The following is a 20,338-nucleotide window of genomic DNA, read 5'->3' as shown; positions in this document are numbered from 1 at the left end:
AACATGAAAAAACTCACACCCCTACTGCTTCCACTGGCACTCATCGCCTGTGGCGAGCCTACCAGTGAAACCACCAAAGAGCCAACCGCCCAAAGCATAGAAACCGCCACGCCTGCTGCTGAGCCCACAATGTCTGATGATGAATACAAAAAGCGGTTAGACAGCTTAATGGATGGCGTGTCCTACACACTCAATGCAGACGGCGTAGTAACTTTTGACAATGTATCAGACATGATGACCGCCTTTAACGACTATCAGTACGATGGGCAATTTAAGGTGTCAGGTGATAATCCTGTGCATTTGGAACTTTACGAAATCAGTACCGAAGCCAACACCAAAGAAAATCTAGCATACGAACAAAACAAAGCCTTACTCTATGGCATTTATAAACCGTTTACCTACACCAACATAGATAAAATCACTGTGAGTGCTGGCGTAAAAGATATGCAAGACCCAAGCAAGGTCATTGTCAAGCCGGTAACATTAACCGTTACCAAAGAGCAAGCCCTAAAAGCATTGCAAGCCCACACTGATGCCAAAGATTTTAAGGATTTGGTTGCTGATACCAGTGCTGATTTTGTGCTTAAAGGGTATTCACGCTCCAAAATAAGTGAAATACTTTACAAGGACGAAATCCAACAAGCTATTATCAAGGATTTACAAAAATAAGGAAATCCAATGAAACTCGTTCACTTACTGTTACCCCTAGCGGTTTTGGCAATCAGCCAACCAGCATTTGCCGCCAAAAAATGTAGCGACTTTAAAACCCAACAAGAAGCCCAAGCCCATTATGAAAAACTCAAAAAGGCAGGAAAGACAGGTTGGAAAAGTCTAGACAGAGATGGCGATGGACGGGCGTGTGATTGCTTGCCAGGTGGTAGTGGGAAAAATTGCCCTACAAAAGGTAAAAAATAACCATTAAAAAGCCCCCAAGCGTAAACTTGGGGGCTTTGGCTATCAAAGTAGCTCTGTCCATATCATACCAACAAGACTTGTTTTTGGCAAGTCTTTTTTTATTGCCATCAAACCACCCTCGCCCAAGCAATTTTTAAAACGCTTTAAAGGACATCTTTTTTACTCTTTGTCATAATACTCCCAAAACATTTTTAAGGAGTTTTTATGACCATCGTACTGACTGCTGGACACTCTAATCTTGACCCTGGTGCGGTCAATGGCTTGGCTCGTGAAGCGGACATCGCTGTCGATATGCGTAACATCATCAGCCATATCTTGCGTGCTGATTATGGATTAACCGTCAAAACAGACGGCATAAACCGTACAAACCTACCACTCAAAGATGCCATCAAGCTCATTCGTGGGGCAAAACTTGCCATCGAATTTCACTGCAACGCTGCTACAAATAAAACCGCCACAGGTATTGAAGCATTAACTGTTGCCAAAAATAAAGAAACCGCTCAAGCCTTGTGCAAATCTGTTGCTGATATTACAGGCTGGAAACTTCGTGGCGATAAAGGCTACAAGCCAGATAATGCAGGTCAGCATTCTCGTCTTGGCTATGCTCAGTCTGGTGGTATTATTTTTGAACCATTTTTTATCAGCAATGATGAGGATTTGGCAGTTTGGTATGCCAAAAAATGGCTCATCTGCCGTGCGATTGCCAGCACCATCGCAGGTCTTGTCAGCATTCGGGGTTGATGATGAACAAATTACTTGACCTTATCACAAACCCACAAACAAACCGCTTGTCACACACTCGCCTTTGGGCAAATGTGGCAAGCCTTGTTGCAACTGTGCAATTTATCCGCCTAAATACCAGCGATTGGGAGCTGTGGCTGGTTTATTTGGCTTCCGTGGGCGGTTATGCGGTGGCAAGACGGTTTTTGGCAGCTCGTGATGGCACAAAAAATCAGCAAGAGGAGATGTGATGACAGATATTATCGACCAAGCTCAACATCAGACCGAGTTGATTTTGGCTCAGCACATTAAGCGAGCAAGAATCACTCAAACCTCCCTACCCTCTGCCACTCACTGCATTGACTGCAATGAACCCATTCCCTTGCTTAGACAACAAAAAGTGGCAGGTTGTCAGCGGTGTGTGGCGTGCCAAAGCGATTTTGAAAACCAAAAAGCCAAAAAAGCAAGGAGGTAATCCGTGGATAAGACTTTTATCAGCATTGAGTTTTGGCAATTAGTGAGCTTTTTGTTGGCATTCTTGGGGACTTGTTGGGGTTTTGGCAAAATGCTCCTTGCCCAGTTTCAAGCACAACAGGACGAACGCCAAAAAGCCCAAGACCGCCTTAGCGAGAAGGTGGAAGTCTTAGAAAACTTATTTGCCGAACAAAAAGCCGTCTTACCTGAAAAGTATGTCCTACGAGAAGATTATATCCGTAACCAAGCGGTGCTAGAAGCCAAAATGGACAGCATTCAAAAGACCCTAACCGAGCTTTTTCGCTTAGAGAGTTCAAAGGCTAAATAAGAATAAATTTAAGTTTATCCTAATAGCTAATAACCAAAAGCAATCTAAACAGAGAACAAAAAATGCAAGAAAAAATCCGCCGTGAGGGTATGCGTTGGCATATCATCAATACCCTAAACAAGGCTCGCCCCTACACCACAAGCGAGGTGTTTTTGCTTGATGTGATGCGGGGCATTTATGCCGATGCAACCCCCTTAGAGTTACGCCAACAGCTTGAATATCTGTCTGATCGTAGGCTTATTGAGCTTACCAAAGAGCCAAACGGTGCTTGGTTTTGTGATTTGACCCACACAGGGGTGGACATTGCCGAGTACACCACCGATTGCCCTCTTGGTATTGGGCGACCTGACAAATACTGGCAATCTTAGGGGGCAGTATGGCAAAACGAAGCAGTGTTGAGCGGTTGCCAGAGACTGTCCGCCACGAATTAGAACGCAAACTTGCCGACAATGGCTTTGGCAATTATACCGAGCTTGCTGAGTGGCTAAAATCGCAAGGCTATGAAATTAGCCGAAGTGCGGTGCATCGCTATGGGGCAAAAATTCAAAAACGCTTTGCTAGCATCAAAGCAAGCACCGAGGCGGCACGGCTGATTGCAGAAGGGGCAAGCGATGAGAGCGACACTCGCTCGGAAGCATTGATTGCCATGCTACAAACCGAAGTATTTGATGCCCTGATTGCCATTGGTGAGCTATCAAGCAGTGAGCTTGATGAAGTGGCAAAACTTGATTTAATGGGTAAAGTTGCTAAAAATGTCGCTCCCTTGATGAGTGCCAGCACCAGACTAAAACAGTTCCAAAACAAGCTCAAAGCCGATATGGATAAAGCCTTTGAAAAACTAGAAGCCCAAAGCAAACAAGGCACACTAGATGAACATACCCTAAAACGCATTCGCACCGAAGTGTACGGCTTGATTGGATAAACAGCAATGCAAAACTCCGCCATCATCTTATACCCTTATCAGCAAAAATGGCTAAATGATAACAGTCGTTTTAAAGTTGGTATGTTTGCCCGCCAAACAGGTAAGACCTTTACCACCACGCTTGAAATTGTACTCGACTGTCTGGACAAAGAAAGTAAAGGTCAAAAGGCTCGTTGGGTCATCTTGTCAAGGGGCGAACGCCAAGCCAAAGAAGCGATGAATGAGGGGGTCAAAAAGCACCTTGAAGCCTTTGGTATGGCGTGTGAAGTCCTAGAAGTCCCCTTTGATAACACCACCAATGCCCTTGAAGTCATCTTGGCAGGTGGTAGTAAAATCACCGCCCTGCCCGCTAATCCCGACACGGCAAGGGGTTTTAGTGCCAATGTCTTTTTGGACGAATTTGCCTTTCACGCTGACAGTCGCACCATTTGGAAAGCCTTATTCCCTGTCATCAGTGCAGGCTTTAAACTGCGAGTGGTCTCAACACCCAATGGCAAGGGCAACAAATTTTATGAGTTGATGACCGATGTGAACAACAAGGCATGGTCTCGCCACATCGCTGACATTTATACCGCCGTGGCAGACGGCTTGCCACGAGACATTGACGAATTAAAAGAGGGTTTAAATGACGATGACGCTTGGCAACAAGAATATGAGCTAAAATGGCTGGACGAGGCAAGTGCGTGGCTGTCTTATGACTTGATTGACAGCGTAGAACACCCCAATGCTGGCGATATGGATAACTACACAGGCGGGGCTTGCTTTGTTGGCGTGGATATTGGTATTCGCAATGACTTATTTGTGATTTGGGTGATTGAGCAAGTTGGCGATGTGTTTTGGACAAGGCAAGTGATTGCAAGAAAGCGTATTAGCTTTGCCGAGCAAGATGCCCTACTTGATGAAGTGTTTGACAATTACCGTGTCGTCAAATGCTGTATCGACCAGACAGGGCTTGGCGAAAAACCTGTGGAAGATGCCAAATTTCGCTATGGGTCAAGCCGTGTGGAGGGCGTGATTTTTAGTAGCTCCACCAAGCTCGTCCTAGCCACCACAGGCAAACAAGCCTTTGAGGATAAACGCTTGCGCATTCCAATGGGCGACACCGATTTGCGAGCTGACTTGCACAAACTTAAAAAAGTCACCTCCCCCACAGGTACGCCAAGATTTATCGCTGAAAGTGACAACAGCGGACACGCTGACCGAGCTTGGGCGTTATTTCTTGCCCTGTATGGAGCAAGCAATGATGCAGGCACAGTGCGAGTATCTAGCCGAAACCCAAAAAAGAAAAGTAGATTTACCCAAGGATTTTAAATGACAAACCAAAACCAAGCCCCAAAACTGGACAAAAAAGAACTCACAAGCCAAATCGCCACCGCCCATCGCTATTTTGGGCTGTATGGATTTAGCCAAATCCTCCCAAATCCTGATATTATCCTAAGACGACTGGGCAAATCCAGCCTGTCTGCGTATCGTGAATTACTCATTGACCCCATTGTGGCAGGGGCGGTACGCCGTCGTAAGGCAAGCGTGGCAGGCTTAAATTACCGCCTTGACAGTGATTTGTCAGATAAAGAGCAAGCCGTCATAGACCAAATTTTTGACAGTCTAGACATTTATGGGCTGATTGGGCAGATTTTAGAGGCGGTATTGTATGGCTATCAGCCCATTGAAGTGATTTGGCAGTTTAAAAATGGCGTTTGGATGCCCACCAAACTCATCGCAATCCCCCAAGAATGGGCAGGCTTTGACGCTGATGGCGAACTTTTGCTGATTGATGGCATTACCAAGACCACACCGCCGCCGTTTAAAATCCTTTGCCCCACCAACAACGCCAGCTTTACCAATCCCTACGGCACCGCCGAGCTGTCTTGCGTGTATTGGGCGACTGTCTTTAAGCGTGGCGGGTTAAAGTTTTGGGCAGAATTTGCCGAAAAGTTTGGCTCGCCTTGGATTATCGGACACGAACCTCGCTCCAATACCGATGATGATACCAATAAACTCCTTGATGCCCTAGAAGACTTAATGGGTAATGCGGTGGCAACAATCCCCAACGACAGTTCTGTTGAAATCAAAGAAGCCACAGGCAAAACAGGCTCATCGCAGGTGTTTGACGACTTTATTCGTTATTGCCGTAGCGAGATTAACATCGCCTTACTGGGTCAAGACCAAACCACCGAAAAAGACACGAGCCACGCTTCGGCAATGGCAGGGCTTACCGTTACAAAAGACATTCGTGATAATGATTGCCGTGTGGTGGAGAGCTGTTTTAATACGCTTTTGGCGTGGATTTGTGAGCTGAATTTTCACAAGGTAAGTCCACCCAAATTTGTGCTGTATGAAGACGAGGTGGGCGACAAAACCCTAGCGGAGCGAGACCAGATTTTGACCGCTCTTGGCGTGTCGTTTACCCAAAGCTATTATGAGCGGGCGTATAATTTGTCAGCAGATGAATTTACCCTAAATGCCAAGCCAATGCCTACACACACCGTACCAACCACCCCCAATTTTAGTGAAAAATCTTTCACTTTGCAGGGCGATTTGTCTGATAAATTGGCGATAGGCGTGCCAAGTGATGATGATTTGACCGCCCAAGTGGTGCAAATGCTAGATGATTTTACCAGTTTGGACAGTGTCAATTTGGACAGTGAAACCGCTCTTTTGGAAAAATTAGCCAGTCTTTATCCCACAATGAACATTGATGAACTCCAAGATAAACTGACCCAAATGCTGTTTATCGCCGACACACTCTCACGGCTACAAACCCAAGAAGAAATGGGGTTAAATTAAAATGGGTAATATTGACAAACTTACCAATCAGGAAATCAAAGCTCTATTTGATATGCCCCCAGAGCGAGCCATTGAACACCTAAAATCCAAAGGCTTACACATCGGTTGGGATTGGACGGACACACACGCCCTTGCTCATGCACGCAGTTTTACGGTTGCCAAAATGACCGCCCTTGATATGCTCTCCACCACCAAAAAAGCGATAGAGCAGGCGATGGCAGACGGCACAGGCTACAAGGGTTTTGAACATACCATCAAACCCTATTTGATACAGCAGGGTTGGTGGGGCGAAACACTAGCAAGAAATCCCAAAACAGGTCAGACAGAACAAGTCAAATTAGGCTCAAATCGTCGCCTAAAAACCATCTACCACACCAACCGCCGAACCGCCATAATGACCGCCAAATACGAGCGAATGAAAGAAGCGGCTCACACCCACCCTTATTGGCAATACTCAGCCATTCTAGATAATCGCACCCGCCCTAGCCACTCGGCAAGGCACGGAGCGGTCTATGCCCACGACGACCCCTTTTGGTCGCATTCGTATCCACCAAATGGCTTTGGTTGCCGATGTACCGTCAAGGCAATCACGGCAAAACAAGCTGATAGGGTTGGCATTAGCCAAAGTGATAATGATACGCTGGTTTTGGGCGAAAATGGTTTTGGTGGTAGTCCTGTTGCCAGTCATTTGTTTGATAAACTTTGGTATGACAAAGCCCGCCAAGCCCTAGGGCAACAACACGCTCTGCAAGAGATTGCCAAAGATATGGCATCTGATGTGCGAGTGGCGGGGTTTTTGGCGTGGGTTCGCCAAAGTCAAATCAATGGACAAGTACAGGGTCGGACTTATGGGGTGGGCATATTACCCCAAAAGTCATTGGAAAAATTGGCAGAGAAAGAAGGGCTTGACTTGAACGAGCTATCGCCTGTGGTAGGCTTTCGTGATAAGGTCATCACAGGTCGTAAAAATACACGGCACACCGCTCACAATGACGCTTTGGACGAAGTGGCACTACAAAAAATTGTGCGTGAGTTTGGCAAGCCTGATTGGGAGCTTTGGGACACCCAAAATAACAATTTATTGCTTGTTTATAAAATGTCTGATGATAAAGTGATTAAGCTGACGGTGCAGATGACCAAGAATGGGGCGGAAGTGATAAGTGGATTTTATCAAGATTTAAACAGCATTAAAGGGTCTATTGATGGCAATGTATTTGCCAAAATCCAATAAAAAATTCTGCAACTTTGACGGACTCGAACCGTAACCGAACTGGCACACCTAGGTGTGTTACTCCCCCCGCCCACGCAGGACTCGTTGCAGAATATCCACATTATACCAAACTTAGGAAACTTTGCCAATGCTCATTATCAACCTAGACGACAGCCAAGCTCAACGCACTTTGGCTCAATTATTAAGAAATGCCAGTAATAGCCGTGTCATTATGCAATCTCTTGCCACAGAATTAGAGACAATGACCGCCGACAACTTTGAAAACGAAGCCTTTGGCGGACAGGCGTGGGTGCGTAAAGCCTTTGGTGATGGAAAAACCCTAACCAATACAAGCGAGCTAAGAGATAGCATTACAAGCTCGGCAAGCAGTACAACCGCCACCGTCGGCACCAATATGATTTATGCCCGCATTCATCATTTTGGTGGTACAATCACCCCAAAGCAAAAATCCCATCTTGTCTTTGCCACCCCAAATGGTTTTGCCAAGGTCAAATCGGTAACACTACCCGCTCGCCCATTTTTACCCGTTTCCTCTGATGGGCAATTACAAAGCGATGGTGACAGACGGTTAATAGAAGTCGCCCTATCCGCCCTGACATCTGGCACCTAAAACCTGTCCGCCAGTTTATGTGTTAAAATAAGGCAATAAAAAAGACAGGTATTTTTACCTGTCTTTTCCTAAAAACTTAAAATTCATATCCCACCCAACTTGTTGCACCCAGTGTAACGCCCTTGCAAAATGGTCTGTCTTAACTTGTCCCACATCGTTTTGAATTATCCCATTTATTGCAGAGTGTGTGGTTGGTTTATTGTGGTGGGGATTAAGATGAACAAAGAAAACCTGGATTATCTCTATCAGCTCAATACAGATAAAAATTTAACTATATTAGTTAGTGCTGATGATGTTGGCAAAGTTTTAGTAACAGACTCTTGGGAATCCGCCAAAAATGGCAGTGGTAATTTGAGAGTTACTGCAAGACCAGTAAATCCGTTCAAATGGGCAATTTTTGGCACCTTAACTTTGGTAAAAAGAACCGATGGAACTTATGGATTTTATGATGATACATATGATTTTGAAATGCATCATTCCTTGAAGCCAGATGAAGTTCTTAGAAATATCAATACCAAAATTGGAGAACCTATTTGTGGATTTTTAAGTGGTTGTATTGGCTTTAAAATTTCCTTTAATAAAACCAATTACAACCCGAAAAATATCATCAAACTTAAGGATTAACACCATGTTCAGATTTATCAAGGTATTATTTTTATCACTCTGCTTTGTATTATTGTGTGTTGCGGTAATTTTATACTACGAAGACAGGGAGATTAATTTGAGTGGTACTTACTATCTAAAACAATTTAGCCCTGATGAGCGATGGTATGTTTTATATTCACGCCATCCAGAGGTATACATACCCATACCTGATATCGGAGTAATTGATTATTATCAAACCAAAGATTATTACATACCGTATGGATTATTTATAAAATTATGCGATAAACAAGGATTATACCATTTATGGAATAATGATAAATATTATTATGTGATTGACAGGCATTTAGACAATCTCGTTGTTCTAAAAGGAGATCGAGAATTTGAAATTTTTAGCGATGCACATAACATCAACCTAAAACCATTTTCTATACCAGAAGAATTTCTGGAAAAAATTAGGGCTTCCCATCATAAGGCAAGTAAAGATGGTTGCTTATATGATTAAATCCTAGTAAGCTTATTTGGTGATGGCACAACTCAAACATTTGTCATCACTCATTGAATTTGCTAGGTGCTGGACTTTGATTTAGTTTAATATGAGCGTTTATTTTTTGTATTTATAACAAAAGAAAAAGTGTATTAACCGCCACACTAGAAGAGCTTGCCCTTGCGGTTGTGACAGGTGGTGCTGGTGGGTTTGTTATTAAAGCTGGTGGCAAAGTAATCAGCAAAGTCTTTAAAAGTAAAGAGGCTGCTGAGAAGGTGTTGGCTGAGGCTAAAAGGGTTTCTACAGTTAACAAAAATACCGCCAACACCAAAAACCCTACCCAACCCAAAGCAACCTGCACCACTGGCACAGCTTGCTTCACCGCAGGAACACTTATTGAAACATCAGAAGGCTTGAAAACCATCGAAACCTTCACAGGTGGTGAGCTTGTTTGGACAAGAAATGACATTACCCTAGAATACGGCTATCGTCCTGTCATTGCCACCAAAGCAACACCTGACCAGCCCATTTTCCAAGTCACGGTCAAAAACCATCAAGGAGACATAGAAACCCTAGAAACCACAGCCGAACACCCATTTTGGATTAAAGATACAGGCTGGCTAAAAGCCTTCTTACTAGAACAAGGTATGATACTGCTTGATAGAAACAATCAAGAAGTAGAAGTCATAAGCCAATACCTACTACCCAACCACACCGATACTGTCTATAATATTGAAGTCGATGACTTTCACACCTATCATGTGGGTAGATTGGGTGTGTGGTTGGGTGTATAATGATGAGTGTTATAAGACAATCAACTACCAGTCTTAAAAAAACAGTATGGCAATATTTCTTGTACAACCAATAAGCTTACAATCAATCCATGCAACACAATACTAAACTTTACTTATTCTTAGCACTCTCTATTGCTCCAATTTCCCAACTTACACTTGCCGACCAAAATGATGAGTATTTGCCATCGCAGATTACCCAACAGCAGCGTATTTTGACTAAAAATCATTCATTACAGCAAGATTTGGCGTGGGGATTTGATACCAATTTGAGCAGTCTAACCCATGATGATTATCGTGATGAGACAAAGGATCAACCTTGCTTCATCATCAATCAAATCAGACTATACACTTCATCAGATATCCCATCATCTTTATTTGCCAGTGTACTAACTCCTTTAACCAACCCAAGTGCTGATAATTATGCTTTGGGAAAATGCATTGGTTCATACAATCTACAAAAAATAGTACGCATTGCCCAAAATCAGTTGATAAAACTTGGCTATTTAACCAGTCATATTGAAGTGGGTGAGCAGGATTTAAATACAGGAACATTGGTTTTAACCATCAAACCTGGCAAAGTAGATCGTATCATTTTTACAAACTTAGACAAATATACACCGCCATTATTTATTAGGCAGGCATTGCCGCTAGATACTGATGATGTCTTTTTACTTAATAAATTGGAACAAGGTCTTGAGACTTTAAAGAAAATTGATTCTACTACCGATATTCAGATTAGACCAGCACGAAATACCCAAAGGGTTGGTTTTAGTGATTTACTGATTAAAATGAATCAGACTCGCCAATTTGCTGGTAGCTTCACAGTTGATGATACCTTATCTAAACGCTATGGCACTTATTTGGCACAGCTTGATCTGTCAGCCACTAATGTGATGCGATTTAATGATGATTGGCAATTTGGCATCAGCTACCCTTTGCATCGTGGCATTGATTTGATACAACAAACTCCAAAGACACAGCTTGGTAAAGATTATCAGCTTAATTATCAGATTGGTTTGACGATACCAGTTGGATTTTATAAATTGACCGCCAATCATCAAAAAAGCCATTATGAACATTACCTGCCCAGCTTTCAAAACCCTTTAACTTATCACGGCGATACCACGACAAGCACACTGGGCATTTCTAGGGTTTTACATCGTGGCAATCATCATAAAACAGATGGCTACCTAAAAGCCTATCATCAATACAGCGATCATTATATCGATGATATTGCTATTGAAGTCCAAAGTCGCAAAACGGCAGGCTATCATTTGGGTATCGGTCATCAAAGATACTTGCCCAATCAGGGCTTTATCTATGCCAATATAGACTATCGACATGGCACAGCGATGCTTGGGGCAAAACCCGCTCCTGAAGAGCAAGTTTACGATGCCTTTGGTAGAAAACTGCCTGCAGAAGGCTATGCCAGATCGCCGATTTGGTCTTGGTATATTGACTATCAACAACCTTTTGTGATTCGTCATCAAAACCTTGTTTATCAAGCCAAAATACAAGGACAATATGCCAAACGCCTGCCTGTTTCATCAGAGTTATTTTACTTGGGTGGTCGCTATCGCACCAAAGGCATCAAAGAAGGCAATCATCTGGCAGGTGAACATGGCAGTACACTACAGCAAACACTTTCTTGGCAATTACCTTATCAGTCAGATATTACCAAAACACAATTATATACAAGCCTAGACCAAGGCTGGGTGCGTGGTGCTTATACCCACCCCAATCAGCGATATATTATCACAGGAGCAATTGGCATTAAACAACAATATCACAACCTACATCTTGATGCTTTTATTGGCAAAGGCATCAAAACCCCTGATTTTATTGATAAAAGCACAGTGATTGGTATGAGTGCCAGTATGGGGTTTTAAAGATGGTTGTATGGTGTGGTTTATTGGTAGATTCATATGCCAAATTGGCAGCAATATGTGGTATCGGGTTGGTTTGATTTTGATATGATGTATGTACAGATACCTAAGGAGTATGAATAAAAGATAGGCCAAGAAAAACCACGCTAAATAAGCGTGGTTTTTATATATTTAAGCTAGTTTAATGGCATCATAGACATCTGTTTATGAGCATCAATTTTGCTTTGTCGCAAGGATTGTATCTCGGACTTCGTCAGCTCTCTTACGACTGTTGATGATGAACCTTGCTTCCCATTCTGTGAGTTTTGAGAAGTCGTAACCGAATAGTTCATACCAGAATTTTTCAATCGCCAGCTTAATGGTGTAAGGCTTCATAATGCTGGGTTATGGGATTTGGAGGTTTAACAAATCAAAATCAAACAATTCAATGGGTTACGCTGTCGCTAATCTAAGCCTGCGGGCTATTTGCCCCACAAAAAGCCTGCCACTCCCTCCCTATTATTTCAATTTGCTCTTGACATTGGCCAAGACCGATTAAGAATTCATATCTTTCCCAAATCACACAGCTTGATAAATCATCAGTAATAATATAAAAATTAAAGTTATAGCAATTAGATAAAATAGCCACCAAATCATTTAAATTGGAAAAGTGTAGCACTTCATCATATTCCAAAGGTTCAAAGAAAAAATAAACTGATTGACTAAAGGAAAGTCTTTCTAAGAAAAATGATCTGTTTTTAGCAATACAGGGTAGATGTATGACTGTATGATCATCAATTACATATTCCCACAAGTCATCTGAAAAATTCTTTCTTTTAAAAAATTTATTCAATACCAGCTCAAAAAAAGTTTTTCTATCCCTAGATGATAGTATTGAATATTGAGATATGTTTTTTCCAACAGTACCTCAAAAAAATCTTCAACAAAATAAGGTTTATTACTCATAAATTACCTCACTCTATGCACATCAACTTTGTCCACAAAAATGTGACCAACTATGTTGTTTTTTCCCGGAGTTTGCCATCCAATATGTGGAGAACCTAGTGTTCCCTGTTTAGTATGTCCTATGTCTATATTGACCTCCGCACCTCTGTTTTTTTCAGACAAAACCCGATATTCTACTGGAAAACTTTTACCATTCTTACCTTTTGCCCATTTAGTAACAGAGAACTCAGAACGACTAACCCCGGTTTTTTGGAATGCCAAATCCAAAGCATCTTTTTGAGTTTTGCCTGTATTTCTTAGATCGATATCCACCCCATGTTTAAAAATATAACCGTTTTTTAAAACAGGGTCTAAATCTCTTTGGTTCTGGCTATTAGACCTGCTGGGATTGACGCTTTTTCTCCCGCTGCCCACAGCCACAGCACCAACCGCACCACCACTACGACCACCAAACCCTCCGTTGTCGTGCACCATCCAACCCAGTTGATTTACCGACGAAGTATTTGGATTACTTCGAGCAATGTCTATCCAAACAGCCTCAGCCTCTTTATTCTGCTGATCTATGTTTATACCACCCAGTTTGCTAGGATTGGTGTCCGTTAAAGTTTCATCAAGCGAAAAATACTTTTGTCTCAAACTCTCACATTGTAAGGCATTGTAATTGGCAACACAAACTTTCTCAAGATTTTTTTGTTGTTCATCTGAAAGCTTTAAATACTCTTGAATGGTATTTCTTCTGCAAGCATCATTCGTGCATTTAGCCAACGCTTTTTCCCAAGAATCCATTTGGCTATGGAGTAAATAATTCCACTGCACCTGTCCAGCATTATTGGCAGTGGTATCGCCACCAACAGTCGCACCAATGCCTGCTGATAAGGTAAGTAAGGCGGTTTGTCTGGTGGTTTCATCAAAGCCTTGTTCTTTTAGGTATTCATCAATCTTTGGAATGGTATAGGCGGTTGTGCCTGCTGATATTGCTCCTTTGATAGTGCCTGTGGTCATAGTGATAACGAAACCCAACAAAATCAATGAGTTACATCATAGTACCTAGGTTACGCTGTCGCTAACCCAGCCTACGGGCCAATTAAAAAATCAAATGCAAATATCTTAGATCCATATACCTTATTTCATCACTATCGTAAGATGATATATAAAAGTCTACATTATCCAATATTCCCTTATACTGGATTGGTTTTGTGAAATTTTCTACAACGATTTTACCGTTGATTTTTTCTTTTTTTATATATATGTATGTCTCAGGAGGGTATTCAGCATAAGAAAAAAATAAATACGAATATTTGCTAAGCATAATACCGTCATATACCCTAAAAAATAGACCATTACCCTTCTGATGTGCTATTATCGTTATGCAAGAATTGTTGCAGTAATAATATGCTGTTTCTTTGGCTATAAATGCGTATAATAAAAATATAGCTGCTAGAATGCAAAAAAATAATTTTAAATAAAATTTAAATATATATTGAATAAACCAAACCATTCCTTAACTCTTTGATGTTATTGACTTTTACATTTTGAAAAATTTGAATTGTTGAATTAGATTTTCTTACATTCATTTTAAATGCAATCCTTGGATTTGTTGGGTTTATTGCCATTGTCAGGCTTACCACAATTAATGCACTTGGTTTGTGTAAATATGTTAAAGCTAATATCTCGTGTACCATCTTTTCTCTGTAAAAAAAACGGGTTTTTACAAAATGGGCATATATTGATTTTTCTAAACCAAGCATCTGCCAAGCCTGAGATGACCACGCCAATCACAATCATTATTACTGGGTTTGTTACATCGAAAAAATAAGCAAAATAAACCCAAGCAAATAAACCAATAGGTGGAAATGCAAATAACATTGTATTTTTTCTAGATATGAGTTTGTTGTACGCTATTTTTTCATTTTTTTCCATCTTTTTTTGTCCTTCTCTTCTTTTTTGTGTTTATAACCACCATCCTTAAAACCATTAGAAACAGCATCAGCAAGTTTAAAAACATCTTCAACCATAACTGATTGTGTTTTATTGAGAGTAACTGAAACTGATGGGGTTTTGGCACCAGCACTAACACTACTCCCAATAATTTTAGGTTTGTCATCATCACTTAAATGAACGGATGTACATGCTAATGGAAAGCATGAACTAACACTTTTTGAGTATCCATCAAAATTAGAACGTCCTTCCGAATAAGCACTAGCATTCAACCCAACACCAGCTCCAACAACACCAGCTCCACCAGAATATGTATAATAAAGACCAGCATCAGGAAAGCCAGCATTGTTGTTATTTGTTACAACAACACCCGCCTCTAAGACTACTGCGCCCAATGCTTCTAGATGAGCATTAACCCCCCAAAGAAACAGCTCCCTTTGGCAATTTTGGAATTGGTAAAGAACTCTGTTTTGGTTCGCTCCACCCCATACATTTTGCATAATCCCCACCTTGTTGTGCACAATAAGCCTCCAATGATGCCTGGCTTTGTGCATACTCTTTACCACCAGCTACACTGTAAGCCCAATTCTCTCCGCCCCAGTTATTATTCTCCACCCCCACTTTACCAATCTCAGCCCCACTCACTGCATCAGTGGTGCTGCCATCAGTTGCTGTGTAGATGGCTGTCGCAGTGGCTAGGTTTAGAATACTTGTGATAGTGTCTTTTTGGTCTTGGCTGAGTGTTTTTGTTTCTTTGGTGCCATATAGGTAATTTGACAATACTGGGGCGACAGCCTCATTGGCTACACCTGATATTGCTCCTGTGGCGATGTCATTACCTGTGGCGTAGCTTACCGCAGCACCTAGTATGGCATGAGCCAGTAGATGATTGGCTGATTGCTCTTCTGGACGATTACCCCCGTCAATTTCGTTTTTGAGTTTATTTTCTTTAAAATGTTGCCCAATCCGATAGGCAAGCTCTGGGCTTGCTGCTCTTGCCGCATCACCTATGATACCATGTGAGTTAGGGGCGTACAAGGCGGAGGTGATGCCGTCAAAGAGTCTTAGGTTGTCATGTGATTGAATCCTTATTGGTCGATCTCAGTTAAACCCTAGAAACAAACCAAACAACACCCACAACCAAACTAATAAGCAATATTGACAAATGCCAACAAAATGCAAAAAAAATATTTGCGTGTTATTAAAGCACTCCAACCAACAAGAACAAACAAAGAAGATAAAATCCAAACAAGTGATAAGGCATACACGACAAATAGTTCAGCCATTCCGTCAATATCATTAAAAACGGATAGAGCAAAATCACTAAAAAACACCAAATTTAAAATAAAAAGTATACAGGAATAACCATGAATAGCGAGCAATGCATAGATCGCTATTCTTAATTCAAGCGAATTATTGTTCATCCAATAGCGATACAAAGACATCAACACAATCAACAGGGATAAGGGTTGGATAACAAAAAATCCAACCATTATTGATACCAACATCAGGGTAAATTCAGCATAATATGTATTCATTATCTCACCCCATGCTTTTGCTTAAACTCTTTTATCAAGATCCTGCCCTTATGTATACGATTCCTAAAATCTAAAAAAGAATCTATTTTAGAAGGGGTGAAGCCAACTTTTTTATTGAATAACAATTGGGTTGCAGGATGCCATCTATGATAATATGATTGATGCACATTTTGTAACTCTCTATCTGTCTGCTCGTTAACCAGTCTTTGATCACTCCAGTTTGCTGGGGCGTTATGATGATTGTGATATATCCATTGAAACTCTGACTTGCCATTTTTCATAATCACTTTGCCAGCATCGCTTACCCAATTTTCAAACCCGGCTATTTCTGCCTGCACTAAGTCGATGCGCGATACTTCCTCAGCAACCCCAAACCAAGGCTGTTTTGTATAACCATACATAGCTCCAAAATAATTTGCCCTTTCATCTAGAGTATTGATGGTATGATACCCAGCATAGTTAGCAACGCCTAAAACTCTTTTGGTCGAATCTTGGATATCGCTTGCCTTTCCATAATGATTTCTGTTCCGTCCCACATACTCCAAAGCCTCTTCCATCATACGATGGCACTCAACATTATTTGGATTGCTTGAACAAGTTTTACGTAAGTCCTCGTCTTGCTCTGCAGAAATTTTATCGTATTTTTGAACATGTTCTTCACATTTCTTTTCAGCCCGTAGGCTGGGTTAGCGATAGCGTAACCCATCATTATTATGCAACCCATTGATTTTATTGGGTTTCGCAGATATTGTAATTTAATCTATTTAGAGCATCCATGGATATAGGTATGGAAATTTTTCTTATTTTGGTCATATTTAATCATCTCTTCATAAACTTTTCTATAACTTTTTATAGCCTCATCGTTACAATCTTCATAGCCAAACTGCACATTACATTGGGGGCAAATATCAAAAGATGGCGTTCTACCATCAACACCCCATGGAAACCAACCGCTTTCATAGTAACCACATATCTTACAGCTATTGAATTTATTGCTATTGTGCATGAAAATACTCCAAATTTGTAGCATACTTATGTTTTGTAACATCAGGTTTAAATAGCGTCATAATGCTACCACTTTTATCCTTGATAGCAAAAGTATTTGTTGACGGTTGATAAAATACCATATCTCCATTAGCTCTAACCTTAGTTAGAGTTCCAGCAGGAGGATTGTCAACAAAATTTCTTGCAAATCTATAATAATCGTTTTGAGACCGAAACTCGGGAAATTCATGCTTATGCTTATTCCAGTGAGTGGCTAAATTTCGATTAAAATCTCGCGGTCTTCCTTGCGACCAAGTATAGCCATAACTATCATCTCTATATATGTTGTTATCAGCTTTAGATTGCTTCTTGGCTCCTTCCAATACCTTTTCAGCATCTCCTTTGCTCTTAAAAAGACCAACAACTTTCTTGCTTCCCTTTGCAATAATACCAAACCCTTTGCCGATTGGTGCAACCTCATAAATTTCGGTTGGCACAGCGGTCATTATGATTGCTAAACTAATTTCACCAATTTTTTTATTTTGTTGAGCAATATATTGCTGCTGCAACTCAGGATTATTAGGAAACAATCGTTTAGCTTCTGCTTCAAATACTCTATCATGAGCATCTTTGCCATCTAGACGTATAGTATCCGCATTCCACTCCACCCCAACCTTCCCAATCTCAGCCCCACTTACTGCATCAGTGGTGCTGCCATCAGTTGCTGTGTAGATGGTTGTAGCAGTGGCTAGGTTTAGAATGCTTGTGATGGTGTCTTTTTGTTCTTGGCTAAGTGTTTTTGTTTCTTTGGTGCCATATAGGTAATTTGACAATACTGGGGCGACAGCCTCATTGCTTACCGCAGAGACGGCACCTGTGGCGATGTCATTACCTGTGGCATAGCTTGTGGCAGCACCAAGTATGGCATGAGCCAGTAGATGATTGGCTGATTGCTCTTCTGGTCTGTTACCATTGTCTGTTTGGTTTAGGGCTTTGTTTTCTTTAAATTCTTGACCAATCCGATAAGCAAGCTCTGGGCTTGCTGCTCTTGCCACATCACCTATAATACCATTTGAATTAGGAGCATACAAGGCAGAGGTGATGCCATCGAAGAGTCTTAGGTTTTGTTCAATCTTTTGGGCCTCTTGTACAAGCTCTGTCTTTCTTGGGTCGTCATCTGATAGCCTTTCTGCTTGTTTGCGATGGTCTTCTGCTTTTTTAGCAAATTCACTTCTAATGGCACGGCGTTCAGCATCAAATGCTTGAGTAATATTCACCTGAGCATTTAACTCTTTAAGCACTTGCTCTTTATTAAAATCATTGGTGATGATTTGGTTAAGCTCATGTTGAACTTCTGCTTGTTTGAAGTTGTCTGTATTAATATGGCTAAGCCCTGCTTGGTCTGTGATGGCAGAATGGGTGGTACTGGTTTTATGAGTTGGGTCTATTTTACCATAGCCTAGGCCTTGTAGGGCAGGTTTTGCTTTGCCATTTGGATTGCTGGTGTCTACACCAATACCAATGCCGACACTGATGGCATCACCTTCATAATCTAGATGGTTGTGAATGTCTTGGGTTTGGATACCTTGGGCAAACTGGGTTTGGTTTTTACCGGCATCGGTGATGAGATAGCCACCAGTAAACTTACCTTGTCCTTGTACGATTAGGGTGGACTCTTTGGCTTTGATGCCTGATTGGCGGGTGACTTGGGCATAATCGGCATCTACATCGGTTTTACCACCATTGATGCTTATGCTTTGGGGTTTGCCATTAAAGCCAACATCGGCACTAAATCCTGCTTGTTTTTGATCATGGGTGTATTGATAGGTGTCTTGACGGCTTTTGACAATCAAATCACCGCCAACTGTACCAGTTAGGTGCTTGGTATCAAGATTGGCACCATCTAGGATAAGATTGCCACCAATGTCATTGATGGTTGTACCGCCAACAGTGACTTGGGTATTGGTGTGGGTGGTGGTTGTTTCAGTACTATTGCCTTTTGCTTTGTTGGCATTGATGGTAAAGCCGTGATTGGATTGACCACCACCTATCTGAGTGCTGGCATAGATACCCACGCCCCAACCTTTACTGCTGTTTTGGCTGTTTGTGGTGTTGGCATAGCATGTGGTAGTGCGTGCAACACAATCCTAAAACAGCTTAAATTAATGGTGTGTGACACACATCCTGCCGTACTATATGCTTGTATGCGTAAATTGGTACAAATCTGTTTTGGTGTGGTTAAGCACCAAAAACCCTACCAACCACAAATTCAGGCAATTTAGGGTTTGACTTTGGGGTTGGGAGATGGTATCTACGGGCTATTTTAATAATATTATGTATACACATTATACGTGCTATATCCTATTACAGGATTCGAAATAATATAAGTAATCAATTTGAACATTATCATAATTCTCTTCCTTTATTAACACTTTCTGTAACGTATTGCTGTTAATATTGATTTTTAATTTGCTATCACCATGCCAATTTATCCATGAATTAACATTTTCTGAATTATAATCACCGCATGTAGCATCCCCCTTGAAGCTGAAAATAAGTTTCTTATTATAAAATACACCATGAAATTTGAAAATATATACATAATGTACCAATTTGCCATTTTTTATGGAAATTGATTGAGTTACTGCTAGATTCCTAGATGGATTATATTTGAAAGGGATATCCGCTATTGCTTCACCCAAAATAGAATCCTTTCTTATATCCAATCCTCTGGTATACATGCTTAGCAGATAATAACTGGGAATAATTAGTATGGCTGTTATAAGAATAAATCTTCTTATCCTAATTCTCATTAGCATCTTCCCAATTTTCTTCCGTGCTAGAGACCCAAGATTATTCATAAGTTGCTATGTAGTAATCCTATCACAGCTAAAGAGTAAAGTATGATCCATAAAACCCCACCGATTGCAAAAGCAATGCAAAAATATCTAATCATTTTCTTCACATCGAACATAATCATTCTCACAAATTTTTTGAGACTTATCAAACTTATTTTTTAGCTTGTCTTATTTTTCACTAATAATTCTACCCGCCCCTATTGCCTGCGGTTTTCCTGTTTTTGATAAAATCTATATTAACATTAATTTCGAAAACACTTTTGATTATTAATGTGAATCATGTAGAGGTAAAATCAAACAGTAACATACCCAAATGAA

The 20,338-nt window shown here is 41.1% G+C and carries 24 protein-coding genes and 1 pseudogene; 16 read left to right on the top strand and 9 right to left on the bottom strand.

Features of this window, described 5'->3' with window-relative positions:
• Positions 1–3: 3 nt before the first annotated feature.
• From LU297_RS09750 to LU297_RS09675, 16 genes are all read left to right on the top strand, one after another.
• The gene (locus LU297_RS09750; RefSeq protein ID WP_263076323.1) at positions 4–669 is read left to right on the top strand and encodes a hypothetical protein; all 666 of its coding nucleotides are present in this window, start codon (positions 4–6) and stop codon (positions 667–669) included.
• A 9-nt stretch (positions 670–678) separates the two neighbouring features.
• Complete coding sequence (locus LU297_RS09745) at positions 679–915, top strand: excalibur calcium-binding domain-containing protein (RefSeq protein ID WP_263076322.1); 237 nt, start codon at positions 679–681, stop codon at positions 913–915.
• 204 nt (positions 916–1,119) lie between these two features.
• Positions 1,120–1,656 carry an N-acetylmuramoyl-L-alanine amidase gene (locus LU297_RS09740; protein ID WP_263076321.1) on the top strand — a complete coding sequence of 179 codons (537 nt, stop codon included), beginning with the start codon at positions 1,120–1,122 and terminating at the stop codon, positions 1,654–1,656.
• Between the two features lie 2 nt (positions 1,657–1,658).
• Entirely contained in the window at positions 1,659–1,886 is a 228-nt protein-coding gene (locus tag LU297_RS09735) for a hypothetical protein (protein WP_263076320.1), read from the top strand.
• On the top strand, positions 1,886–2,110 hold the full coding sequence (locus tag LU297_RS09730) for a TraR/DksA C4-type zinc finger protein (protein WP_263076319.1): 225 nt from the start codon (positions 1,886–1,888) through the stop codon (positions 2,108–2,110). Before LU297_RS09735 ends, LU297_RS09730 begins: the two co-directional genes overlap by 1 nt.
• Positions 2,111–2,113: 3 nt before the next feature.
• The gene (locus LU297_RS09725; protein WP_263076318.1) at positions 2,114–2,437 is read left to right on the top strand and encodes a hypothetical protein; all 324 of its coding nucleotides are present in this window, start codon (positions 2,114–2,116) and stop codon (positions 2,435–2,437) included.
• A 62-nt stretch (positions 2,438–2,499) separates the two neighbouring features.
• Positions 2,500–2,805, top strand: coding sequence for a hypothetical protein (locus LU297_RS09720; RefSeq protein WP_263076317.1), 306 nt, complete (start codon positions 2,500–2,502; stop codon positions 2,803–2,805).
• A gap of 8 nt (positions 2,806–2,813) precedes the next feature.
• Positions 2,814–3,359, top strand: coding sequence for a DUF3486 family protein (locus tag LU297_RS09715; protein WP_263076316.1), 546 nt, complete (start codon positions 2,814–2,816; stop codon positions 3,357–3,359).
• A 6-nt stretch (positions 3,360–3,365) separates the two neighbouring features.
• Positions 3,366–4,670 (top strand): terminase large subunit domain-containing protein, encoded by a 1,305-nt coding sequence (locus tag LU297_RS09710; RefSeq protein ID WP_263076315.1) that lies wholly within the window; start codon positions 3,366–3,368, stop codon positions 4,668–4,670.
• Entirely contained in the window at positions 4,671–6,146 is a 1,476-nt protein-coding gene (locus LU297_RS09705) for a DUF935 domain-containing protein (protein WP_263076314.1), read from the top strand.
• Position 6,147: 1 nt separating this feature from the next.
• Positions 6,148–7,377, top strand: a complete 1,230-nt coding sequence (locus LU297_RS09700) for a phage head morphogenesis protein (RefSeq protein ID WP_263076313.1) — start codon at positions 6,148–6,150, stop codon at positions 7,375–7,377.
• A gap of 127 nt (positions 7,378–7,504) precedes the next feature.
• Positions 7,505–7,987, top strand: coding sequence for a phage virion morphogenesis protein (locus LU297_RS09695; RefSeq protein WP_263076312.1), 483 nt, complete (start codon positions 7,505–7,507; stop codon positions 7,985–7,987).
• Between the two features lie 216 nt (positions 7,988–8,203).
• On the top strand, positions 8,204–8,611 hold the full coding sequence (locus LU297_RS09690; protein ID WP_263076311.1) for a hypothetical protein: 408 nt from the start codon (positions 8,204–8,206) through the stop codon (positions 8,609–8,611).
• Between the two features lie 97 nt (positions 8,612–8,708).
• Positions 8,709–9,095 (top strand): hypothetical protein, encoded by a 387-nt coding sequence (locus LU297_RS09685; protein WP_263076310.1) that lies wholly within the window; start codon positions 8,709–8,711, stop codon positions 9,093–9,095.
• A 170-nt stretch (positions 9,096–9,265) separates the two neighbouring features.
• Positions 9,266–9,871 carry an HINT domain-containing protein gene (locus LU297_RS09680; protein WP_263076309.1) on the top strand — a complete coding sequence of 202 codons (606 nt, stop codon included), beginning with the start codon at positions 9,266–9,268 and terminating at the stop codon, positions 9,869–9,871.
• 89 nt (positions 9,872–9,960) lie between these two features.
• A complete protein-coding gene (locus LU297_RS09675; RefSeq protein ID WP_263076308.1) occupies positions 9,961–11,760 on the top strand; it encodes a ShlB/FhaC/HecB family hemolysin secretion/activation protein in 1,800 nt (599 codons plus the stop codon).
• A gap of 445 nt (positions 11,761–12,205) precedes the next feature.
• On the opposite strand, the gene LU297_RS09670 is transcribed toward LU297_RS09675, so the two are convergent.
• The 9 genes and pseudogenes from LU297_RS09670 to LU297_RS10115 form a co-directional block, all read right to left on the bottom strand.
• The gene (locus tag LU297_RS09670; protein ID WP_263076307.1) at positions 12,206–12,589 is read right to left on the bottom strand and encodes a hypothetical protein; all 384 of its coding nucleotides are present in this window, start codon (positions 12,587–12,589) and stop codon (positions 12,206–12,208) included.
• A gap of 116 nt (positions 12,590–12,705) precedes the next feature.
• The gene (locus LU297_RS09665) at positions 12,706–13,704 is read right to left on the bottom strand and encodes a polymorphic toxin type 47 domain-containing protein (RefSeq protein ID WP_263076306.1); all 999 of its coding nucleotides are present in this window, start codon (positions 13,702–13,704) and stop codon (positions 12,706–12,708) included.
• 573 nt (positions 13,705–14,277) lie between these two features.
• Positions 14,278–14,622, bottom strand: coding sequence for a hypothetical protein (locus LU297_RS09660; RefSeq protein WP_263076304.1), 345 nt, complete (start codon positions 14,620–14,622; stop codon positions 14,278–14,280).
• On the bottom strand, positions 14,601–15,035 hold the full coding sequence (locus tag LU297_RS09655; protein ID WP_263076303.1) for a hypothetical protein: 435 nt from the start codon (positions 15,033–15,035) through the stop codon (positions 14,601–14,603). Before LU297_RS09655 ends, LU297_RS09660 begins: the two co-directional genes overlap by 22 nt.
• Positions 15,036–15,051: 16 nt before the next feature.
• On the bottom strand, positions 15,052–15,678 hold the full coding sequence (locus LU297_RS09650; RefSeq protein WP_263076302.1) for a VENN motif pre-toxin domain-containing protein: 627 nt from the start codon (positions 15,676–15,678) through the stop codon (positions 15,052–15,054).
• 107 nt (positions 15,679–15,785) lie between these two features.
• Complete coding sequence (locus LU297_RS09645; protein WP_263076301.1) at positions 15,786–16,178, bottom strand: hypothetical protein; 393 nt, start codon at positions 16,176–16,178, stop codon at positions 15,786–15,788.
• A pseudogene (locus LU297_RS09640) lies at positions 16,178–16,834 on the bottom strand (DUF6862 domain-containing protein); the annotation flags it as partial. The gene LU297_RS09645 and the pseudogene LU297_RS09640, both read right to left, overlap by 1 nt.
• 104 nt (positions 16,835–16,938) lie before the next feature.
• Positions 16,939–17,184 carry a hypothetical protein gene (locus LU297_RS09635; RefSeq protein ID WP_263076299.1) on the bottom strand — a complete coding sequence of 82 codons (246 nt, stop codon included), beginning with the start codon at positions 17,182–17,184 and terminating at the stop codon, positions 16,939–16,941.
• Positions 17,174–19,237 (bottom strand): hemagglutinin repeat-containing protein, encoded by a 2,064-nt coding sequence (locus LU297_RS10115; protein ID WP_432806259.1) that lies wholly within the window; start codon positions 19,235–19,237, stop codon positions 17,174–17,176. The genes LU297_RS09635 and LU297_RS10115 overlap by 11 nt, the downstream gene beginning before the upstream one ends.
• Between the last annotated feature and the right edge of the window lie 1,101 nt (positions 19,238–20,338).

This window comes from Moraxella nasicaprae, assembly GCF_025643275.1.
Lineage (GTDB): Bacteria > Pseudomonadota > Gammaproteobacteria > Pseudomonadales > Moraxellaceae > Moraxella > Moraxella nasicaprae.
The sequence above is the reverse complement of the archived record's forward strand: the minus strand, read 5'-3'. Positions and strand labels throughout refer to the sequence as shown.